The organism is Pelomicrobium sp. (assembly GCF_036803785.1).
Classification (GTDB): Bacteria; Pseudomonadota; Gammaproteobacteria; order Burkholderiales; family UBA6910; genus Pelomicrobium.
In genome coordinates this window covers 1-18779 of record NZ_DAIRTR010000023.1, presented here as the reverse complement: position 1 = coordinate 18779, position 18779 = coordinate 1, and the positions used below count along the sequence as shown (strand labels likewise).

The 18779-nt window shown below is 66.3% G+C and carries 22 protein-coding genes; 12 read left to right on the top strand and 10 right to left on the bottom strand.

Annotated features, from left to right (window positions below; translation table 11 throughout):
• Positions 1–46: 46 nt before the first annotated feature.
• Positions 47–244: a twin transmembrane helix small protein gene (locus V7Q81_RS04440; RefSeq protein WP_333840717.1), complete on the bottom strand. Its 198-nt coding sequence runs from the start codon at positions 242–244 to the stop codon at positions 47–49.
• Positions 245–356: 112 nt separating this feature from the next.
• Here V7Q81_RS04440 and V7Q81_RS04435 point away from each other — a divergent pair, with 112 nt between their 5' ends.
• The 4 genes from V7Q81_RS04435 to V7Q81_RS04420 all read left to right on the top strand — a co-directional run bounded on the left by V7Q81_RS04435 (position 357) and on the right by V7Q81_RS04420 (position 3217).
• Positions 357–1067, top strand: a complete 711-nt coding sequence (locus tag V7Q81_RS04435; protein WP_333840716.1) for an SURF1 family protein — start codon at positions 357–359, stop codon at positions 1065–1067.
• A complete protein-coding gene (locus tag V7Q81_RS04430) occupies positions 1048–1632 on the top strand; it encodes an SCO family protein (RefSeq protein WP_333840715.1) in 585 nt (194 codons plus the stop codon). Before V7Q81_RS04435 ends, V7Q81_RS04430 begins: the two co-directional genes overlap by 20 nt.
• 77 nt (positions 1633–1709) lie before the next feature.
• Complete coding sequence (gene cyoE / locus V7Q81_RS04425) at positions 1710–2603, top strand: heme o synthase (RefSeq protein WP_333840714.1); 894 nt, start codon at positions 1710–1712, stop codon at positions 2601–2603.
• The gene (locus V7Q81_RS04420; RefSeq protein ID WP_333840713.1) at positions 2603–3217 is read left to right on the top strand and encodes an SCO family protein; all 615 of its coding nucleotides are present in this window, start codon (positions 2603–2605) and stop codon (positions 3215–3217) included. Before cyoE ends, V7Q81_RS04420 begins: the two co-directional genes overlap by 1 nt.
• A 135-nt stretch (positions 3218–3352) precedes the next feature.
• On the opposite strand, the gene rpoH is transcribed toward V7Q81_RS04420, so the two are convergent.
• The 4 genes from rpoH to ftsY all read right to left on the bottom strand — a co-directional run bounded on the left by rpoH (position 3353) and on the right by ftsY (position 6861).
• Positions 3353–4222: an RNA polymerase sigma factor RpoH gene (rpoH, locus tag V7Q81_RS04415; protein ID WP_333840712.1), complete on the bottom strand. Its 870-nt coding sequence runs from the start codon at positions 4220–4222 to the stop codon at positions 3353–3355.
• A gap of 115 nt (positions 4223–4337) precedes the next feature.
• Complete coding sequence (gene ftsX, locus V7Q81_RS04410) at positions 4338–5249, bottom strand: permease-like cell division protein FtsX (protein WP_333840711.1); 912 nt, start codon at positions 5247–5249, stop codon at positions 4338–4340.
• A complete protein-coding gene (ftsE, locus tag V7Q81_RS04405) occupies positions 5246–5899 on the bottom strand; it encodes a cell division ATP-binding protein FtsE (RefSeq protein WP_333840731.1) in 654 nt (217 codons plus the stop codon). Before ftsE ends, ftsX begins: the two co-directional genes overlap by 4 nt.
• Before the next feature lie 2 nt (positions 5900–5901).
• Positions 5902–6861: a signal recognition particle-docking protein FtsY gene (gene ftsY, locus V7Q81_RS04400; protein ID WP_333840710.1), complete on the bottom strand. Its 960-nt coding sequence runs from the start codon at positions 6859–6861 to the stop codon at positions 5902–5904.
• Between the two features lie 96 nt (positions 6862–6957).
• On the opposite strand from ftsY, the gene V7Q81_RS04395 reads away from it, so the two are divergent.
• From V7Q81_RS04395 to V7Q81_RS04375, 5 genes are read left to right on the top strand one after another with little or no spacing between them, the layout of a single operon-like run.
• Complete coding sequence (locus tag V7Q81_RS04395) at positions 6958–8337, top strand: M16 family metallopeptidase (protein ID WP_333840709.1); 1380 nt, start codon at positions 6958–6960, stop codon at positions 8335–8337.
• The gene (locus tag V7Q81_RS04390) at positions 8327–9670 is read left to right on the top strand and encodes a M16 family metallopeptidase (RefSeq protein ID WP_333840708.1); all 1344 of its coding nucleotides are present in this window, start codon (positions 8327–8329) and stop codon (positions 9668–9670) included. Before V7Q81_RS04395 ends, V7Q81_RS04390 begins: the two co-directional genes overlap by 11 nt.
• 8 nt (positions 9671–9678) lie before the next feature.
• On the top strand, positions 9679–10224 hold the full coding sequence (rsmD, locus tag V7Q81_RS04385) for a 16S rRNA (guanine(966)-N(2))-methyltransferase RsmD (protein ID WP_333840707.1): 546 nt from the start codon (positions 9679–9681) through the stop codon (positions 10222–10224).
• A complete protein-coding gene (gene coaD / locus V7Q81_RS04380; protein ID WP_333840706.1) occupies positions 10221–10700 on the top strand; it encodes a pantetheine-phosphate adenylyltransferase in 480 nt (159 codons plus the stop codon). The genes rsmD and coaD overlap by 4 nt, the downstream gene beginning before the upstream one ends.
• A gap of 15 nt (positions 10701–10715) precedes the next feature.
• Positions 10716–10976, top strand: coding sequence for a YfhL family 4Fe-4S dicluster ferredoxin (locus V7Q81_RS04375; protein WP_333840705.1), 261 nt, complete (start codon positions 10716–10718; stop codon positions 10974–10976).
• Between the two features lie 114 nt (positions 10977–11090).
• Here the strand turns inward: V7Q81_RS04375 and mutM are convergent, their stop codons facing one another.
• The 5 genes from mutM to V7Q81_RS04350 are packed head-to-tail and all read right to left on the bottom strand — an operon-like array spanning position 11091 to position 15871.
• Positions 11091–11906 carry a bifunctional DNA-formamidopyrimidine glycosylase/DNA-(apurinic or apyrimidinic site) lyase gene (mutM, locus tag V7Q81_RS04370; RefSeq protein WP_333840704.1) on the bottom strand — a complete coding sequence of 272 codons (816 nt, stop codon included), beginning with the start codon at positions 11904–11906 and terminating at the stop codon, positions 11091–11093.
• A gap of 3 nt (positions 11907–11909) precedes the next feature.
• Positions 11910–12749, bottom strand: a complete 840-nt coding sequence (locus V7Q81_RS04365) for a DUF4340 domain-containing protein (RefSeq protein ID WP_333840703.1) — start codon at positions 12747–12749, stop codon at positions 11910–11912.
• 15 nt (positions 12750–12764) lie between these two features.
• On the bottom strand, positions 12765–14123 hold the full coding sequence (locus tag V7Q81_RS04360; RefSeq protein WP_333840702.1) for a GldG family protein: 1359 nt from the start codon (positions 14121–14123) through the stop codon (positions 12765–12767).
• A gap of 15 nt (positions 14124–14138) precedes the next feature.
• Complete coding sequence (locus V7Q81_RS04355) at positions 14139–14879, bottom strand: ABC transporter permease (protein ID WP_333840701.1); 741 nt, start codon at positions 14877–14879, stop codon at positions 14139–14141.
• Positions 14876–15871, bottom strand: coding sequence for an ABC transporter ATP-binding protein (locus V7Q81_RS04350; RefSeq protein WP_333840700.1), 996 nt, complete (start codon positions 15869–15871; stop codon positions 14876–14878). Before V7Q81_RS04350 ends, V7Q81_RS04355 begins: the two co-directional genes overlap by 4 nt.
• Positions 15872–16076: 205 nt before the next feature.
• Between V7Q81_RS04350 and V7Q81_RS04345 the strand changes: the two genes are divergently transcribed.
• The 3 genes from V7Q81_RS04345 to V7Q81_RS04335 all read left to right on the top strand — a co-directional run.
• Positions 16077–17819 (top strand): tetratricopeptide repeat protein, encoded by a 1743-nt coding sequence (locus V7Q81_RS04345; RefSeq protein WP_333840699.1) that lies wholly within the window; start codon positions 16077–16079, stop codon positions 17817–17819.
• Positions 17820–17843: 24 nt separating this feature from the next.
• Complete coding sequence (gene lolB, locus V7Q81_RS04340) at positions 17844–18428, top strand: lipoprotein insertase outer membrane protein LolB (RefSeq protein ID WP_333840698.1); 585 nt, start codon at positions 17844–17846, stop codon at positions 18426–18428.
• Positions 18413–18779 (top strand): 4-(cytidine 5'-diphospho)-2-C-methyl-D-erythritol kinase (locus V7Q81_RS04335; RefSeq protein WP_442954760.1); only part of this gene is annotated, 367 nt, incomplete at its 3' end. The genes lolB and V7Q81_RS04335, both read left to right, overlap by 16 nt.

Here is an 18779-nt window from a genome sequence, read left to right as displayed (position 1 = left end):
CACTCGCTTGTGCGGCATTTTTTTGGACCAAGCGAGAAAGGGCGGCTCAGAGACCCTGTTGCGGGATCAGGCCGAAGTAGTAGCCCAGCATGAGGAGCAGGAAGAGGCTCACCGAAAGCCCCACCCGGACGGTGAGGGCCTTGACGGTGCGCTCCGACTGGCCTTTATCCTTGACTAGGTAATAGAGCGCCGAGCCGAGGCTGGAAACGATGAGGGCGACCAACGCGATGACTAAAAGCTTCATGGACTTTCCTTGGTGGGCCGAACTCGCAGTTTAGGTCAAGGTCAGCTGCGATACCAGCTCGGACATTTCGCGCAAGCCTCGAAAAGGTAACGCGAGGTCGGGCGAACGGGTTGTGCCATCCATCTCCTTCAGCTTTCGCCCCCCCTGGTGGGCGACCCTTGCGGCGGCGGCGGGCATCACGCTCACCCTGGCGCTGGGAAACTGGCAGCTCGACAGGGCCTCCCAGAAGGAGGCACTGCAGCAGCGGCTCGAGCGCTTCAGCCGGGAGCCCCCGATACGGTTGTCCGCCGCTTTGGCCCACCCGGAAAACCTGAGGCTGCGGCGGGTGGAGGTACGGGGCGAATTCGCCGCGCGCGAAACCTTTTATGTGGACAACCGGGTGCACCAGGGGCGTGTCGGCTACTATGTGGTGACCCCGCTGCGGATCGCAGGCAGCGACACTTACGTGCTGGTGAACCGCGGTTGGGTGGCGGGGACGGGGCGGCGCGAGTCGTTACCAGCGGTGCAGACCCCCGGCGGCACGGTCACGGTGACGGGAATCGTGGTGCCGGGCAGGGAGCGGATCATGGCGCTCTCGGACGACCCGGCGGAAGGGCGCGTGTGGCAGCGTATCGACGTGGAACGCTTCCAGCGGCGCTTTCCGTTTCCCCTGCTGCCCATCGTGGTGCAGCAGGTGGGAGATGCGGGCGATGGACTGGTGCGGGACTGGCCTGCTTTCGATCTGGGGATCGAACGCCACAAGGCCTATGCATTGCAATGGTTCGCTTTCGCCGCCACTATTTTGGTGCTTTATATCGTGCTCAATGCAAAACGAAAACCTTGAGTCCCGGCCGCGCCGCCTGACCCCCGTGTGGCTGATCGCGGCCGTATGCGCTTTTCCCCTGGTCGGCTCCTTCGTTGCCTATTACCTGTTGCCGCCTGGGGAGCGAATCAACTATGGCGAACTGCTGGCGGAGCAGCAACTGTCCGATTTCGTCTTGCCCAGGCTGGGCGGCGGCACGGTGAGCCTCGCCGATTTGAAAGGCAAGTGGTGGCTGGTGCAGGTGGATTCGGGCCTGTGCCCGGAGCGCTGTCGTACCAAGCTGTACCAGCAGCGCCAGGTGCGGCTCGCCCAGGGGAAGAATATGGACCGGGTGGAGCGGCTGTGGTTGATCGACGACGGAATCGAGCCCGAGGAGCGGCTGCGCAGGGCCTATGACGGCACCTGGATCGCGCATGCCCGCGGCAGCTCGCTCCTCGCCCAGCTTCCCGCCGAGGGTTCGGTGCGGGACCATGTTTACCTGGTGGATCCCCTAGGCAATGTGGTGTTGCGCTTTCCCGCGAACGCGGACCCCGCGCGCATGGTGAAAGACTTGAGCCGGCTGCTCAAGGCTTCCCGCATCGGTTGAAGACCAGGAATGACACGGCGGCGCTTCGCCCTGTTCGATGCTAAAATTTTTCATTTTGATAGACCTTGATCTACCCCATGGCTAGCGAAGCCGCCTGGTCCCCCCTTCCCCGTTGGCAGCAGTACCTGCAGCTCACGAAGCCCCGGGTGGTATCCCTCATCGTCTTCACCGCGGTGATCGGCATGTTCCTCGCGGTGCCAGGCCCAGTTCCCTTCCAGCCCCTGGTGTTCGGCACCCTGGGCATCGCCTTGGTGGCGGGCGCCGCAGCGGCGGTGAACTGTCTAGTGGAGCAGAAGATCGATGCGGTCATGGCCCGCACCCGCAGCCGGCCCTTGCCCCGGGGTCAGCTCACGTCCCTGCAGACGCTCGTCTTCTCCGGCGTGATCGGCGGAGCGGGGCTTGCCATTCTCCACCATCTGGTCAATCCCCTCACCATGTGGCTGACGCTGGGCACCTTCGTCGGTTACGCCATCATCTACACCGTGCTGCTCAAGCCCCTCACGCCCCAGAACATCGTCATTGGCGGCGCCTCCGGCGCCATGCCGCCGGTGTTGGGCTGGGCCGCGGTGACCGGCGAGGTCTCCCACGACGCCCTGCTCCTTTTTCTCATCATCTTCGCCTGGACACCGCCCCATTTCTGGTCCCTGGCCCTGTACCGCAAGCAGGACTACGCCAAGGCGGGCATTCCCATGCTGCCGGTCACCCACGGCGACCGCTTTACCCGGCTCTCGGTGCTGCTCTATACCCTGATCCTGGTGGCTGTCTCCCTGCTGCCCTTCGCCACGCGGATGAGTGGGTGGATTTATCTCTGTTCTGCGCTTGTCCTCGGTGCTGTCTATCTCGGTTACGCGGTGTGCATCTACCTCGCCTATACCGATCGTCTTGCCCGACAGGCATTCCGCTACTCCATCGTCTATCTGGCGGCGCTGTTCAGCGCCCTGCTGGTGGACCACTACCTGCGGTTGCCGTGATGGGCGCGCTGGGCCAGCTCCTTCGCTTCTTTGGGCTGGCTGCAGGCGCAGCATTGCTGCTGGCGGGCTGCGACTCCGGTACCCGCCCTCCCGCGTTCAAGTCCGTCGACGTGACCGGCGCCGAGATGCGGCCTGCCTTTCGGCTGGTGGACCATACGGGAACGCCCCGCACCCTGGAAGACTTCCGCGGCCGGGCGGTGGTCGTGTTCTTCGGCTTCACTCATTGTCCCGACGTATGCCCGACCGCCTTAGCCCAGATCGCCCTGGCCCTGAAGCAATTGCCTGAGGATCAGGCCCGACGGGTCCAAGGCCTGTTCATCACGGTGGATCCCGAGCGGGATACCCCCGAGGTGCTCGCCCGCTACGTACCCGCCTTCCACCCCGATTTCTTGGGGCTTACCGGTGATCCGGCAGCGATTGCCGAGGCAGCCCGGTCGTTCAAGGTGTTTTACCAAAAAGTGCCGGGCCAGGCTCCGGACAGCTATACCATGGACCATACGGCCGGTATTTTCGTCTTTGATCCCCAGGGCCGGCTCCGGCTTTACGTCAGTCACGGCCAGGGGCCTGAGGTGCTGGCCCACGACTTGAGGTTGCTGCTGTCGCAAACGGGCTGAACCGGGCATTCACAGGAGGAGGCCCCCATCAGGCTAAGGGGCATGCGCGAGCTTGCGTCAGGTAGAGGGGCAGAGCCGGGAAAAAAGAAACGCCGCTTCACGCGGCGTTTCTCGAACACTGCCCCTGCCCTGCGATCAGGCGCTGGCCGTGGCGCTGATCACGCGCCGCATCTTCTCCATCGCCTTTTGTTCGATCTGGCGCACCCGCTCAGCGGAGACCTTGAGTTCGGCGGCGAGCTCGTGGAGGGTGGCGGGGTCCTTCTCCCGCAGCCAGCGGGCCTCGATGATGCGGCGGCTGCGCTCGTCCAGGGTGGAGAGGGCCTTTTGCAGGCCTTCGTGCCGCAGTTGTTCCACTTCCCGGGCCTCCAGCAGGGCGGCTGGCTCTTCCGACCCATCGGTCAGGTAGGCGATGGGCGGCTGAACGCCCTCATCTGGCTCGTCCGGAGAAGCCTCCAAGGCCACGTCTTGACCTGAAAGGCGGGTTTCCATCTCCACCACCTCGGCCGGCTTGACGCCCAAGCGCCGGGCCACGTCCTGGACCTCGGCCCGGTTCATGGGGCCCAAGTCCTGCTTCAGGCTGCGCAGGTTGAAAAACAGCTTACGCTGGGCCTTGGTGGTGGCCACCTTGACCAGACGCCAGTTGCGCAAGATGAACTCGTGGATCTCGGCCCGGATCCAGTGCACGGCAAAGGAGACCAGCCGAACACCTCGGTCTGGGTCGAAACGCTTCACCGCCTTCATCAGCCCGATGTTGCCTTCCTGGATGAGGTCCGCCTGGGGCAGGCCATAGCCCAGATAGCCCCGGACGATGGCCACCACCACCCGGAGATGAGAAAGGACCAGTTGCCGGGCGGCTTCCAGGTCGCCTTCGTCGCGGAACTTGCGGGCGAGCCGGATTTCTTCCTCCTGGGTGAGCACCGGGAACCGGTTGACCGTCTGGATGTAGGCTTCTAAGCTCCCGACCGCGGTGGGGACGGGAATGGGAAGCGCCATGGATTGGGTCATAGATCCTCCCTTCTCTAGCCCGACTATTTTATAGCACTCACCGCTTGAGAGTGCTAGCAAGCGTCAAAGTTCCTGCAGATCCCAACCGAAGCCAATAAAAATTAGAGGGTTGGTCTTAGCGAGGTTCGATCTGCCGCAGGTGTCGGGTGACGGACAGGATCGCCCCGAGCCAGCCCAGGGCGGCCGAAAGGCCGACCAGGGCGAAGCCTTCCCGCCACCCCAGGGGGGCTAGGCGGAAGGGGGCGCCATAGAGCTGAGCAAGCTCCTCCACGGGGGTTTCCAGCAGCCGCAGACAGGCTTCCACGATACCGCAGGCAATTCCCCCGCCCAAGAGGCCCAGCAGGGCCCCATAGTAGAGGAAGGGCCGGCGGATGAAACCGTCCGTTGCCCCGATCAGCTTGGACACTTCGATTTCCTCCCGTTGGGTGAGGATCTGGAGTCGAATGGTGTTGAAGGAAGCCAGTACCAAGGCGATGCCCAGCAGGGCACCGAGCACGGCGATCCCGGTCCTGCCCAGCTGCAGCATGGCGTCTAGTCGGCGGGCCCAAGCGGAGTCGAGCTGGACATGGTCCACCGCCGGCCAACCGGCCATCTCTTCCCGCAGCCGTTCCAGGCCGGGGGCGGAGAGGTCCGCCCGTGCGTCCACCACGAAAGCGTCGGGCAGGGGGTTGCCGTCCAGGGCCGAGGCGAGCTCCGGCACACCGATGCGCTCGGCGAGCTGCTCAAGGGCTGCCGCCTTCGGCACGAAGTGCACGGCGGCGACGGAGGAATGGGCCTTGAGCCGAGCCTGGATCTGCGCCACTGCCTGGGCGTCGGCATCCAGGCGCAGGAACAGGCTTAGCTGGGGGCGGGTGGCGATCCCCTGGGCGGCCGTGGCCAGGTTGTCGAGCAAGACATAGCCTGCCGCCGGCAGGGTCAAGGCGACGCCGATCACCAGGGCGTTGAGGGCCGTCGCCACTGGCTGGGCCATGAGCCGGACCAGGGTGCGCAAAAACACCCGGGCGTGCTGCCCCATCCAACGGATCACGAGACCAGCGCCCCCTGTTTCAGGGTGATCACCCGTCCGGGATGAGCACCCAGGATCCCCTCATCGTGGGTGGCCAGCAACACGGTGACCCCCACTTGGTGGAAGGCGGCGAACACCCCCAGAATGTCCCGGGCACTTTCCGGATCCAGATTGCCCGTGGGCTCATCGGCGATCAGGATGGAGGGCCGGCCGACCACCGCGCGGGCGATGGCCAGGCGCTGTTGCTCTCCCCCGGAAAGGGTGATGGGGCGAGCTTTTTCCTTGGAGAGCAACCCCACCTTGTCCAGGGCAGCCCGGACCCGGCGTACCGCTTCCCGGCGATCAAAGCCGCTCACCTCCAGAGGTAGCATCACGTTGTCGAACACGCTGCGGTCGAAGAGCAGCTTCTGGTCCTGGAACACCAGCCCCAGGTGGCGCCGCAGGTAGGGAAGGGCGCTGCGTCGCAGGTGCGCCAGGTTTTGGCCATTCACGATGATGCTGCCGCTGGTGGGGCGCTCGATGGCGGCGGCGAGCTTCAGGAGGGTGCTCTTGCCGGCGCCGGAATGGCCCGTCACGTAGACCAGCTCCCCGGGGGCGACGGCTAGGGTCACATCCTTGAGCGCCTCGTAGCCGCCGGGATAGCGTTTGCACACGCGGCTGAAGGCGATCAAGCTCAATCGAACAGGGCCTCCACGAACTGCCGGGCATCGAAGGGGCGCAGATCGTCAATGCCTTCGCCCACGCCGACGAAGCGTAAGGGGATCGGCCGTTCTCGGGCAATCGCTGCCACCGCGCCGCCCTTGGCCGTTCCGTCCAGCTTGGTGAGAAGAAGCCCGCTCACCCCCAAGGCGTCGTCGAAGGCCTTGACCTGCGCCAGGGCATTCTGGCCCACGTGGGCGTCCAGCACGAGCAGCACTTCATGGGGCGCGCCGGGCTGCGCCTTGGCGATGACGCGCTTGACCTTCTTGAGCTCCTCCATCAAGTGGGATTGGGTGGTGAGCCGCCCCGCGGTGTCGGCCAGCACCAGGTCGACGGCGCGGGCCTTGGCGGCGCTCACTGCGTCAAAGATGACCGCCGCAGGATCACCACCCCGCTGGGCCACCACCGTCACGTTGTTGCGCGCCCCCCAGGCCTCCAGCTGCTCCCGCGCCGCGGCCCGGAAGGTATCGCCCGCGGCCAGGAGCACCGAGCGTCCCTCGTTCTGGTAGTAGCGGGCGAGCTTGCCGATGCTGGTGGTTTTGCCCGCGCCGTTGACTCCCACCAGCATGACGATGAAGGGTCGGTGGGAGGAGACGTCCAGAGGGCGCTCCAAAGGGCAGAGCAGCTCCAGCATGACCTCCTTGAGCGCTTCTTTGAGCTCGGAGGCCTGGGTAAGCCTGTGGCTGCGGGCCCGCTGACGCAGGGCTGCCAGGAGGTGGGCGGTGGCCGCCACCCCCACGTCGGAGCTGAGCAGCACCGTCTCCAGCTCTTCGTAGAGGGCCTCGTCGATGGCGGTGTGCGCGCCGAAGACGCCCGCGAGGCGCCGGCCCAGCTGCTCTCGGGTGCGCTTGAGCCCGGAGCGCAGCCGCTCGGCCCAGCCCGCCGATTCCCGAGGTGCGTCCTGGGACTCACGATTTTTGAAGAAACCAAGCATTCTGGTAGGCTGTCTGACAAAGACTTTGATGATGAGTGCCGCGGCCGGCGACGTACGCGGCATTTTATTGAATTGCCCCCCGCTAGGCTAGGAACCATGGAGCGAGCGAAGCCCTTCCTTGCGTTGCTCATTGCCTGGGTCGTTGCGGCCGCTTCCCCTTCGGGGCTCGCCAACCCCTACGCCAAGACCCTGGACAACGGACTCAAAGTCATCGTCAAGGAGGACCGCCGGGCGCCGGTGGTGGTGTCCCAGCTCTGGTACCGGGTCGGCAGTATGGACGAAATGAACGGGGTGACCGGCGTCTCCCATGTCCTGGAGCACATGATGTTCAAAGGCACCCAGAAGGTTCCGGCCGGGGAGTTTTCCCGCCTGATCGCCGCCGCCGGAGGGCGGGAGAACGCCTTCACCAGCCGGGACTACACGGCCTATTTCCAGATCCTGCACGCTTCCAAGCTGCCGCTCGCCACGCGGCTTGAGGCCGATCGCATGCGCAATCTCACCCTCTCGGAGCAAGAGTTCCAGAAAGAGATCAAGGTGGTCATGGAGGAGCGGCGCTGGCGCACCGAGGACCGGCCTCGAGCACTGCTGTTCGAGCAGCTCATGGCGGTCTCCCTCCTGGTGCACCCCTACCGGCACCCCGTCATCGGTTGGATGAGCGATCTGCAATCCATGACCGTCCGGGACGTGCGGGACTGGTACCACCGCTGGTACGCCCCTAACAACGCCACCCTGGTCGTGGTGGGGGACGTGAAGGCGGAGGAAGTATTCAAGCTGGCGCAGCGCTATTACGGCAAGTACAAGCCCACGGCCCTTCCTGTGCGTAAACTCCAGCAGGAACCGGCCCAGCGGGGCGTGCGGCGCGTGACCGTGAAAGCGCCGGCCAAGCTTCCCTACCTCCTCATGGGTTACCAGGCAGAGCCGTTGCGCGATGCGCGCAACGACTGGGAGCCCTACGCCCTGGCAGTGCTGGCGGGCGTGCTGGACGGCTACTCGGCGGCCCGGCTCAACCGGGAGCTGGTACGGGAGAGCCGCCTCGCCCAATCGGTCGGCGCCGAGTACGATCTCCTCGCCCGCGGACCAAGCCTTTTTCTCCTGGAAGGCACTCCCAGCGAAGGCCGCACGGCGGCGGAGTTGGAAGCGGCCCTGAGGGAGCAAGTGCAACGCATCGCAGAACGGGGAGTGGACCAGGAGGAGCTCGACCGGGTAAAGGCCCAGGTGGTGGCGAGCCGGGTCTATAGCCGGGATTCCATGTTCTCCCAGGCCATGCAGATTGGCCAGCTGGAGATGGTGGGCTTGTCTTACCAGGACTTGGACGTTCTGATCGAGAAGTTGCAAGCGGTGACCGCCGAGCAGGTGCAGGCGGTGGCCAAGAAATACTTGGTGGACGACCGGCTCACGGTGGCGATCCTGGATCCCCAGCCTCTGGATGAGGCGCGCCCGGCCCGTCCCCCCGAAGGGTTGCGCCATGGCGAATAGGCTCTTGCATGCCCTGGCCATCCTAGGGGCAACCCTGCTCCCGCCGTCCCTGGCCTTGGGAGGGCTTCCCATCCAGCACTGGCAGACGGCCGGTGGGGCGCGGGTGTATTTCGTGGAAAGCCGGGACCTGCCCATCATCGACGTGAGCGTGGATTTCCCTGCCGGCAGTAGCACCGATACGCCCTCCCGATCAGGGCTTGCCGCCATGACCCAACGGCTGATGAGCCTGGGCGCTGGCGGTTTGGACGAGAACCAGATCTCGGCGCGGCTCGCCGACGTGGGCGCCCAACTGGGGGGGCGCTTCGATCCGGACCGCGCCGGGTTCACCCTGCGCACCCTGTCCAGCGCCCGGGAGCGGGAGCAGGCCTTCGATCTCTTGACCCGGATCCTGCAGCAACCGGCGTTTCCTACCGAAGTGCTGGAACGGGAGAAGGCCCGCGTCGTGGCGGCGCTTAAGGAGGCGGACACCAAGCCGGAAACCATCGCCGAGCGGACGTTTGCGCGGCTGGTCTTCGGCGATCACCCTTACGCCTTGCGGGAGTCGGGAGAGGTGGACACGGTGACTGCGCTCACCCGGGAGGATCTGCAAGCCCACTATCGGGCCCACTACCGGCGCGGCGCCGCCGTAGTAGCCATCATTGGGGATCTCTCCCGCGCACAGGCCGAGGCCCTGGCCGAACGCCTGACGCAGGGATTGCCAGAGGGTGACAGTGGGCTGGAGTTACCGCCGGTGCCTTTGCCCTCGGGTGAGATCCGGCGCATTAACCATCCCGCCACCCAAAGTCATATCCTGCTGGGTTACCCGGGGGTGAGCCGAAACGACCCGGACTATTTCCCCCTCTACGTGGGCAACTACATCCTGGGCGGTGGCGGTTTCGTGTCCCGACTGAACCAGGAGGTCCGGGAAAAGCGGGGGCTTGCCTACAGCGTCTATAGCTACTTTCTTCCCCTCAAGGCCCGAGGACCGTTCCAGATCGGGCTGCAGACCCAGAAGGAGCAGACGGGGCAAGCTCTGCAAGTGGTGCGGGAGACTCTCCAACGTTTCATCGCCCAGGGTCCGACGGCGGAGGAGCTCAAGCGAGCCAAGCAGCACATCGTGGGGGCCTTTCCGTTGCGCATCGACAGTAACCGGAAGATCCTGGACCACCTGGCGGTGATCGGTTTTTATGGGCTTTCTCTCACCTACCTGGACGATTTCCTAAAAAATGTGGAGGCGGTGACCCTGCCCGAGATCCGGGAAGCATTTAAGCGTCGCATCGATGTCGAGCGCATGGTGACCGTGGTGGTGGGAGCTTCTGAGCCCGATCCGGAGAGTTCACGAAAACGCCCCTGATCCACCCCTTGGGCCGTGTGCGCATCATCGGCGGCGCCTGGCGCAGCCGCCTGCTCATCGTCCCCCAGGCCCCCGGGCTGCGGCCGACGCCCGACCGGGTGCGGGAAACCCTCTTCAACTGGTTGGGCCAGGACCTGACGGGCCGCTTCTGCCTGGATCTCTTTGCCGGCAGCGGCGCCCTGGGTTTCGAAGCAGCTTCCCGGGGCGCGAGCCAAGTGGTCATGGTGGAGGCGAGCGGCCGGGCCTACGCTGGGCTCAAAGCCAACGCTGTGGCCCTGGGAGCAACCCAGGTGGAACTGCATCGGGGCGATGGGATAGAATTCCTCGCGCGCGATGCCCGTCGTTTCGACGTGGTTTTCCTCGACCCCCCGTACAAGAGCAGGTACTGGACGCGGCTTCTGCCCCTCTTGCCGGCGCGGCTTGCGCCCGGTGCGCTCGTGTACGTGGAGAGCGCCGAGCCCTTCGATCCGGGGCAGGGATGGGAGGTCTGGCGGCAACACCGGGCCGGCCAAGTGTGCTACCGGCTGCTCAAGCGGCAAGGCGGTTCCCCATGAACAAGCTCGTCTATCCCGGCACCTTCGATCCCATCACCCGAGGCCACGAGGACTTGGTGCGGCGCGCTTGCGCCATTTGGGACCAGGTGGTGCTCGCCATTGCCGAGAGCCGCGCCAAGCGGCCGTTTTTCAGCCTAGAGGAGCGGGTGGCCATGGCCCAGGAAGTGCTTGCCTCCTATCCCAACGTCACGGTAGTGGGGTTCAGTGGCCTACTCATGGACCTCATGCGCCAGCAGGGTGCCCGGCTGATCCTGCGGGGACTGCGGGCGGTGTCCGACTTCGAATACGAGTTTCAGATGGCTGGGATGAACCGCAGCATCAATCCCGAGGTCGAAACGGTGTTCCTGACGCCAGCGGAACAGTACATGTTCATCTCCGCCAGCATCGTGCGGGAGATCGCCCAACTGGGGGGCGATGTGAGCCAGTTCGTCCATCCCCTGATCGCGCAGCGGCTTAAGGCCAAGTTCCAGCGCTGAAGCGGGAGATTCCCCATGGCGCTTATCATCACCGACGAATGCATCAATTGCGACGTGTGCGAGCCGGAATGCCCCAACGGGGCGATTTCCCAGGGAGAGGAGATCTATGTGATCGACCCGGGCAAGTGCACCGAATGCGTGGGCCATTTCGATACCCCCCAGTGCGTGGAAGTATGCCCGGTCGATTGCATTCATCCCGACCCGCAACACGCGGAAACCCGGGAACAGCTCCACCGGAAGTACCTGGCGCTCACAGCGCAAAAGGCCTCCCTTTGAGCCGGGCGGCAAAGGCGAAAAACCATTTGCCATCGTCCAGTCCTGCCTCGTAGAGGGAGGGAAGAGTCAGCCCGGGCGGTGCCCTGCGCAGGGTTCGGCGCTGTCCCCGCCACCCTAGCGCTGGCACACAGGGCAATAGAAGCTGGAGCGTTGTCCCAGCCGGCGCACCCGGATGAGCGTTCCGCACGCCCGGCAGGGCATTCCCGCCCGGTCATAGACCCAGAGCTTGAGCTGAAAGTAGCCCAGCTCCCCGGTGCTTCCCACATAGTCCCGCAGGCTGCTGCCGCCCGCACGGATGGCGAGCCGCAAGGTCTTCTTGATGGCGGCAACAAGCCGTGCGCAGCGTAACCGGCTCAACCTTTCGGCCGGAGTATCGGGGCGGATGCCTGCGTGAAACAGGGCCTCGTTGGCGTAGATGTTGCCAAGACCCGCCACCAGGCGCCCGTCCATGAGCGCTTGCTTAATGGTTGCCTTGCGCCCCCGGGTACGGCGGTAGAGCCATTGGGCATTGAAGCCGGGCTCTAAGGGCTCGGGACCCAGGCGGGCGAGGAGGGGATGGCTCTTGGGCGCCTCCGGTGCCCACAGGAGGGCGCCGAAGCGGCGCGGGTCCCGCAGCCTCACGACCCAGCCGTTTTCTAGGATCAAATCCACATGTTCGTGGACCGTGGGAGCGACCTCTTCCCGGACCAGCCGGAGGCTGCCCGACATCCCCAAGTGGACGATTAAAGTGCCCCGGTCGCAGCCGAGGAGCAGGTACTTGCCGCGCCGTCCGAGGTTTACGACCTGGGCGCCGGCGAGAATATCCGCCAGCTCTGGAGCGATGGGCCAGCGCAGCCGCGGCTCCCGCACTGCGACCCGGCAGATCCTCGCCCCCAGCACACGGGGCGCCAGGCCCCGCACAGTGGTCTCAACCTCCGGCAGCTCGGGCATGGGTCAGGAATGAGGCCCGGGGGGCGCCAGCATGGCTCGGCCCACCTCGGGGGAGAAACGCAACCGCAAGCCCTCGTCCCGGCGCAGGAGCACCAGCTCGGGGTTGCGGCTTTCGATGGCGAGCTCGACGGTGCGGCCGTCGGTGAGTCGGATCAGGGCTCGCTCCTCGATTGGGTTCTCATCCCTCGCCACCTCGGACGCGGTGGCGAGGGCGTGGCGCCACCGGTCGACCCAGCGGTTTACCTCGTCTTGGCTGACGCCCTCGTGGGGGGGGTCTACCTGCCAGCGGCCGTTTTCGAGGGCGACGCGAAGCCCGGGCAGTTCGATCACCACGGGTTGCTCGTCGGGGGCGAAGAGCTCCCGGGTCAGGATTTCCTCCACCGCCAGGGGAAAGGCGGCGGCATACCGGGGCGAAATCAGGTAAACCGCGTTCCCAGTGAGCACATATTGCTGGCCAGTCACCGGGTTCACCAGGCCGAAGCCGAAGCTTTGTCTGCCCAGGGTTACGGTGAGGGACGGTGGCGCCAAATCGTAGCGTTCGAGCTGAATGGCCTCCAATCGCTCCCGGCTTTGGGCCGTGAGCAGCGCCAGCATCCGCTCCACTTTGACCGGCGCTGCCCGGGCATCCACCGGTGCGGCGACGCGCCAGCCTTGCTCGGTCCGCCGCAGCTCCATCGGCGGCAGTCTCACCCGGGCGATATGCACTCGATCCACTTGGGAGGCCTCCAGCTGGGAGAGCCGGTACGCCAACGATGGCGCTTCCCGGGGCGCGAGGGCGAGGGCGAGCCCCAAGGCCAGGGCTGCGGCGAGCAGCAACAGGTTGAGCCAGGCGCGGGCCGCCATGATGAGCGCTTCGGCTCAAAGCCTGCGTCGGCGCCACCACACGGCAGCCGCCAGAGCGAGAAAGCCGACAGGCAACAGGATGAATCCCCCCAAGGTGATGGCGACGGCAGCCGGACGGGACAGTTGCAGCTGGGCGTCCCGGGCGGCCTTGGGCTGGATGGTGACCAGATGCTCATCTCCCGCCAGCCAGTTGATCAGCTTAAGCCCCAGGTCTAGGTTAGCCCCGTTGCCGATGAACGCGTTGGCCAAGAACGCGCCGCTGCCCACCACCACGACCCGTTGCTCCCGGTCGTTGCGGGTGCGCTCCAGGGCGGCGGCCACGGGCACCGGCCCGCGCAGATCCCGCTTCGGGTCGAAGCGCATCTCTCCTTCCATGGGCCCGGTCTCCACCCACCCCCGAGGAGCCACTTCTACGAGCGGCGTGCTGTGCCAGCCCGTGTCTTCCCCCACGGTGATGGGGCGCGCCAGGGGAAACACGGTGAGGAGATTGAATCCTTCTGTGGCGGCATGGAGCCCGTAGGAGACGGCGAGAGCCCAGGTGGCCGGGGCCCGCATCTCCTCCGCCGCCGGATCCACGATGACCCCGGGTAGCAGGTTCAGCCCCAGCGCCTCGGCCAGAGGCTCTAGCCCCCCCAAGGATTGCGGGTCGAGCAGCCACAACAGGTTTCCGCCTCGATCGACGAATTTGAGGAGTTTGTCCACCTCCCCCGGCAGGAGCTCCGACTGGGGACTTGCGATCACCACCAGGGCGGCGTTGGCCGGCACTTCCTGGACCAGGGCGAGCTTAAGCGGGCGCAGCGTGAAGCCGGTGGCCACCAGCCGGCGGCCGAATTCCCCCAGGTCGTGGTTGGCTTCGCCCGCGAGGCTGCGCTCCCCGTGCCCTTCCAGGTAGAACACCACCCGCTCGCGGGAGCGGGCGAGGCGGGCGAGCAGGTTGGTGAAGGCCTGCTCGTTCAGGCTGAAGGGGGAGAAGCGCTCGGCCCTGCCTTCGTACTCCACCACCATCTCCCCGTTCGTCTGAATGCCTGCATCCCGAGCCCGCTTGGGTTCCAGCTCCGGATTGACGAAATCAAGACGAAGGTCGGGCTTGGCCTGTTGATAACGTCCCATGAAGTCGCGGATACGCTTGCGCAGATCCCCCAGCTCGGGGTCGCGCTCTGTAGCGTAGGCGGTCACCCGCACGGGTCCGGGGATGGAGGCGAGCACCTGCCGGCTTTCCTGGGACAGGCTGTTGCGGGCGTTCTGGGTGAGATCCCATTGGGTGCGGTAGGCCCAGGCGAGGAAGCCGGCCAGCAGGGCCAGGACCACCACCAGGATCACCGTGAACAAGCCTTGGAGCCGCAGGCGCCGCTGCCGGGCAGGGGTCATCTCCATGGGACACGTCCAGGTTCAGCCACTCCAGCGCTCCGCGTCCAGGCGGTGCAGGGCGAGTGCCAGGAAAACGGCGCAGAAGAGCACCAGGAACGCCGCGTCATAGCTGTCGATCAAGCCCTGGTTGAAGCTTTCGAAGCGCCGTAGCAGGGAGGCGTGGCGCAGGACGCTGTCGGCCGCGGCGTTTAGGTCCACGATCCACAGGCCCAGCAATACGCCGAAGGTGGCGATGGCGGCGATCGCTGGCTGGACTGCCAGGCACGACAGCCACAGGCCCACGGCAGCAAAGCAACCCGTGAGCAGCAGCAGCCCCAGGGCGTTGGCAGCGATCAGGCCCCAGTCGGGGCGACCACCCAGGGCGAGGGAGGCGGCGAGCGCCACTAGAAGAGCGATCGGAAGACACAGGAACAGCATGAGTCCAGCGAACTTGCCCAGCACTAGGGCGGTGCTGGAAACCGGCGCGGCGGTGAGCAAGGGCAGCGTCTGCTGGCGCCGCTCCTCGGCGATCAATCGCATGGTGAGCAGCGGCACTACCATGAGCAATATCAGGGCGGCGGCGCCGAAGGTGGGCGCCGCGACCAGCTCGGTGAAGCCGGGAGCGTTCGCCAAGCGGGCGAGCTGGGGCTGCAGACTCAGAAAAGCGTCCAATCGCCCGAGGAAGATCCAGGCGAGCACCGCCTGCAGAACGGCGAGCACCATCCAGGCCAAGGGGGAATGGAACAGTGCGCGCACTTCCTTGGCGGCGATGACGGTAATCACGCGGCCGTCTCCTCGGTCGGCCGCCTTTCTTCGCCTTGGGCCACTGCGGCGGCCTCCTCGCCTGCCGTGAGCTGGGTGAACACCTCCTCGAGGGTGGCGGGCCAAGGCGCCAGGTGATGGAGACCCCAGCCCCGCTCGACGCACGCCTGCACCAGCGCCTCGGTGGGATCTTCATCGGGGGCACAGTGCACCCGGAACTCACCCGAGGGCAGACGCTCGGCACGGACGATGCCGGGGAGGGCCTCGATCGCCTCCGCCGCCGGCGGCCGCTTGAGGCCCACGACGAGGCTCCTTGCCCCGCCGCTGGAACGGGCCGCTGCCAGGGTGTCGTCGAAGACCACCCGTCCCTGATGCAGGATCTGCACCCGATCGCACACGCTTTCCACCTCCGACAGGATGTGGGTGGAGAGGATCACGCTGTAGTCTCCGCCCAGCTCCCGGATGAGATGGCGGATCTCCCGGATCTGGTTGGGATCCAGTCCCACCGTCGGCTCGTCCAGGATCAGAACGTCGGGGCTGTGCACGATCGCTTGGGCGATGCCCACCCGCTGCTGGTAGCCCTTGGACAAGGCGCCGATGAGACGCGCCCCCACTTCGGCGAGCCCGCAACGCTCCTTCGCCCGGGCCACCGCGGCGCGCAGCCCGCTCCGTGGCACCCGGTGTAGGCGCGCTGCCAACCGCAGGTACTCGTCCACGGTCAGCTCCCGGTACAGGGGGGGGGTTTCCGGCAGGTAGCCGATCCGGGCCTTCGCTTCCAGGGGGTGCTCCAGCAAGTCAATGCCACACACTGCGATGCGCCCGGCGCTGGGCGCCAGCGTCCCGGTGAGCATGCGCATGGTGGTGGTCTTGCCCGCACCGTTGGGGCCGAGGAAGCCCAACACTTCGCCTCGTCTTAGCTCCAGGTCCACTCGGGTGACTGCCAGGCGCTCGCCGAAGCGACGCGCGAGGCCTTGTGCGGCGAGCGTGACGGCAGTCGTCGCGGAATGATGCATGGGGACGGAGCGGAAGATTGGTGCGAGCGCGCAGCAGGCGCGCCGCGTTCTCCCGGCGCTTGTGACGGTGGCTAAATATACCTAATATGTGAGATTGTGTCGCCATGACGAGCCGGAAACGGCTGCGCCGTGGCCATCTGCAATACGAACCTGGACCGGCCTTCCGCCTCGAACACGAAGGCTTTCCAACCCGATCGTTCGTTTCGTGCGCTGCGCTTTTACTCTCTTGCCGCTGGTGGTGCTCGTCGGATGTGCCCAGGTACCGGTCCGTCCCGAGCTGGCTCAGGGGCAAGCGCCGGCCGCGGCGAATCCTGCGGCTGCACCGTCCGCCCCGGCTTCCTCGGAGCCGCAGCTTCCCAAGCTCGAGCTCACTCGCCAGCTGCTGTACCAGTTCCTGCTGGCCGAGATCGCCAGCCAGCGGGGGGAATGGACCGTGGCGAGTCAGGCTTATCTGGATCTCGCCAAAAAGACCCGGGATCCGCGCATCGCCAGCCGCGCCACCGAGATCGCCCTCTACGCCCGCCGCTCCTCGGAGGCGTTGGAGGCAGCACAATTGTGGCTCGAGCTGGATCCCGAGGCGGAACGGGCGCGCCAGACCGTGGCAGCCCTGCTGGTGGCGGGTGGTCGTCTGGAGGAGGCCCGGCCCCACCTCCGGCAGCTTCTGGCCGACGAGGGCGACAACATCGGCCAGGGCTTCCTGCAGCTCAACAATCTCCTTGCCCGCCATTCCGACAAGGCAGCCGTGCTCAGGCTCACCCAGGAGCTGGCCCAGCCCTACCCGGACCTGCCCGAGGCCCACTTCGCCGTGGCCCAGGCCGCGGCCAACGCGGGAGAGCGGGAGACGGCTCTCGCGGAAGTGCGCCGGGCCCGGGCCTTGAAGCCCGAGTGGGAACTCGCCCTGTTGCTGGAGGCTCAGCTTGTGCGCCAGGATGCCCCGCAGGAGGCACTCGCGCTCTACCGGGATTATTTGGCCCGGTATCCAAAAGCCCGGGACGTGCGCCTCGCCTATGCCCGTGCCCTCACCGCCGAGCGGCGCTATGGGGATGCCCGGGAGCAGTTTCAGGCGGTGCTGGCGGACCACCCGCGCAATCCGGAAGTGCTGGTAGCGGTCGGGCTGCTCGCCATGCAGCTCAAGGACTACGACGCTGCGGCGGGGTATTTCGGCCAGGCGCTGGAGCTCAATTACCGGGACAAGGACGCCATCCGCTTCTTCCTCGGCCAGCTTGAGGAGGAGCGCAAGCGCTACGACCAGGCAGCCGCTTGGTATCTGTCCGTGGGCAAAGGAGAGCACCAACTCCAGGCTCGGGTGCGCTATGCCAGCGTGCTCGCCAAGCAGGGCAAAGTGGAGGAGGGGCGCACCTACCTGCGGCAAGTGGCGCAGGAGAATCCGGACCAGGAGGTTCCCCTGATTCTGGCCGAAGCCCAGCTGCTGCGGGAGGTGGAGGCCTACCAGGAGGCCTTCGATCTCCTCGGCAAGGCGCTCCAGCGCATGCCCGAGAACCCGGACTTGCTCTACGACCAGGCCATGGTGGCGGAGAAGCTGGACCGCCTGGACGTGCTGGAGCAAAACTTGCGCACCCTGATCCGGATCAAGCCGGACCATGCCCACGCCTACAATGCCTTGGGCTATACCCTGGCGGACCGCAACCAGCGGCTCGACGAGGCGCGCCAACTGATCGAGAAGGCGCTGGAGCTGGCGCCCGACGATCCTTTCATCTTGGACAGCATGGGTTGGGTCGAGTACCGCATGGGGCGCATCCAGGAGGGGCTGGACTACCTGCGGCGGGCCTACGGGCTTCGTCCCGACCCGGAGATCGCCGCCCACCTGGGAGAGGTGTTGTGGGTGCTCGGCCGGCGGGATGAGGCGCGCAAAGTGTGGGACTCGGCCCTGAGCGAACACCCCGACAATAAAGTCCTGCGGGAGGCCGTGCGCAAGTTCGTGCGCTGAGTCTTCGCTGAGCGGATTTTGTTTTTGACAGCGCTTCTTTCCTTCCATCGCGCCCGCAAAGGCGCCGCCGGAGCGGCGCTGCTCCTCGTCGCCTGCGCCAGCCTGCCCGAACCGGTGGGGGGGCCTCCGACCACGGCGGAGGCTTTTTTCCTCACCGGCCGCATTGGCGTGCGGCACGGCGAGGAGGGTTTCAACGGCGGGGTGCGCTGGACCCATACCTCCGCCCGGGACGAACTGTGGATCCTCTCCCCCTTGGGGCAGGCCGTGGCCCGGGTAACAGGGGCAGGCGGCGCCGTGACCCTGGTCACCTCGGAGGGGCGGGAGTATCAGGCGGCGGATGCGGCCAGCCTCACGCGGGAGGTGCTGGGCTGGGAGCTGCCCCTGGGAGGACTCGTCTACTGGACCATGGGGCGGCCCGACCCGGCTTCCCCGGCTGAGGTTCGCTACGACGGGGCAGGACGGCTGACGAGCTTGGTACAGGACGGCTGGGAGATCCGCTACCTCGCCTATACCGATCAACCGGGGGGCGGAAGCCTACCCCGCACCTTGAGCGCCCGTCGCGGGGCGCTGGAAATCCGCCTGACCATCGACCAGTGGGCCCAACCTTGACCGAGGTGGATTATCCCGCACCCGCCAAGCTCAATCTGTTTTTGCACGTGATCGGGCGCCGCCCCGACGGCTACCATCTGCTGCAGACGGTATACCGCTTCCTCGATCATGGGGATTGGTTGCGCTTTCGTGTGCGGGAAGACGGGGAAATCCGGCGCGTGGGCGAGGTGCCGGGGGTGGCGCCAGAGGGGGATCTGGCCGTACGCGCCGCTCGTCTGCTCAAGGCAGCCTGCGGGACGCGGCTCGGGGTGGACATCGCCATCGACAAGCGTCTGCCCATCGGCGGCGGCCTGGGGGGCGGCAGTTCCGATGCGGCCACCACCCTGCTCGTCCTGAACCGGCTGTGGGGGC

Coding starts and splice junctions, on each gene's coding strand:
- V7Q81_RS04440 (WP_333840717.1), bottom strand. CDS start 244: ATGAAGCTTTTAGTCATCGCGTTGGTCGCCCTCATCGTTTCCAGCCTC.
- V7Q81_RS04430 (WP_333840715.1), top strand. CDS start 1,048: ATGCAAAACGAAAACCTTGAGTCCCGGCCGCGCCGCCTGACCCCCGTG.
- cyoE (WP_333840714.1), top strand. CDS start 1,710: ATGGCTAGCGAAGCCGCCTGGTCCCCCCTTCCCCGTTGGCAGCAGTAC.
- V7Q81_RS04420 (WP_333840713.1), top strand. CDS start 2,603: ATGGGCGCGCTGGGCCAGCTCCTTCGCTTCTTTGGGCTGGCTGCAGGC.
- rpoH (WP_333840712.1), bottom strand. CDS start 4,222: ATGACCCAATCCATGGCGCTTCCCATTCCCGTCCCCACCGCGGTCGGG.
- ftsY (WP_333840710.1), bottom strand. CDS start 6,861: ATGCTTGGTTTCTTCAAAAATCGTGAGTCCCAGGACGCACCTCGGGAA.
- V7Q81_RS04395 (WP_333840709.1), top strand. CDS start 6,958: ATGGAGCGAGCGAAGCCCTTCCTTGCGTTGCTCATTGCCTGGGTCGTT.
- V7Q81_RS04390 (WP_333840708.1), top strand. CDS start 8,327: ATGGCGAATAGGCTCTTGCATGCCCTGGCCATCCTAGGGGCAACCCTG.
- coaD (WP_333840706.1), top strand. CDS start 10,221: ATGAACAAGCTCGTCTATCCCGGCACCTTCGATCCCATCACCCGAGGC.
- V7Q81_RS04375 (WP_333840705.1), top strand. CDS start 10,716: ATGGCGCTTATCATCACCGACGAATGCATCAATTGCGACGTGTGCGAG.
- mutM (WP_333840704.1), bottom strand. CDS start 11,906: ATGCCCGAGCTGCCGGAGGTTGAGACCACTGTGCGGGGCCTGGCGCCC.
- V7Q81_RS04365 (WP_333840703.1), bottom strand. CDS start 12,749: ATGGCGGCCCGCGCCTGGCTCAACCTGTTGCTGCTCGCCGCAGCCCTG.
- V7Q81_RS04360 (WP_333840702.1), bottom strand. CDS start 14,123: ATGGAGATGACCCCTGCCCGGCAGCGGCGCCTGCGGCTCCAAGGCTTG.
- V7Q81_RS04350 (WP_333840700.1), bottom strand. CDS start 15,871: ATGCATCATTCCGCGACGACTGCCGTCACGCTCGCCGCACAAGGCCTC.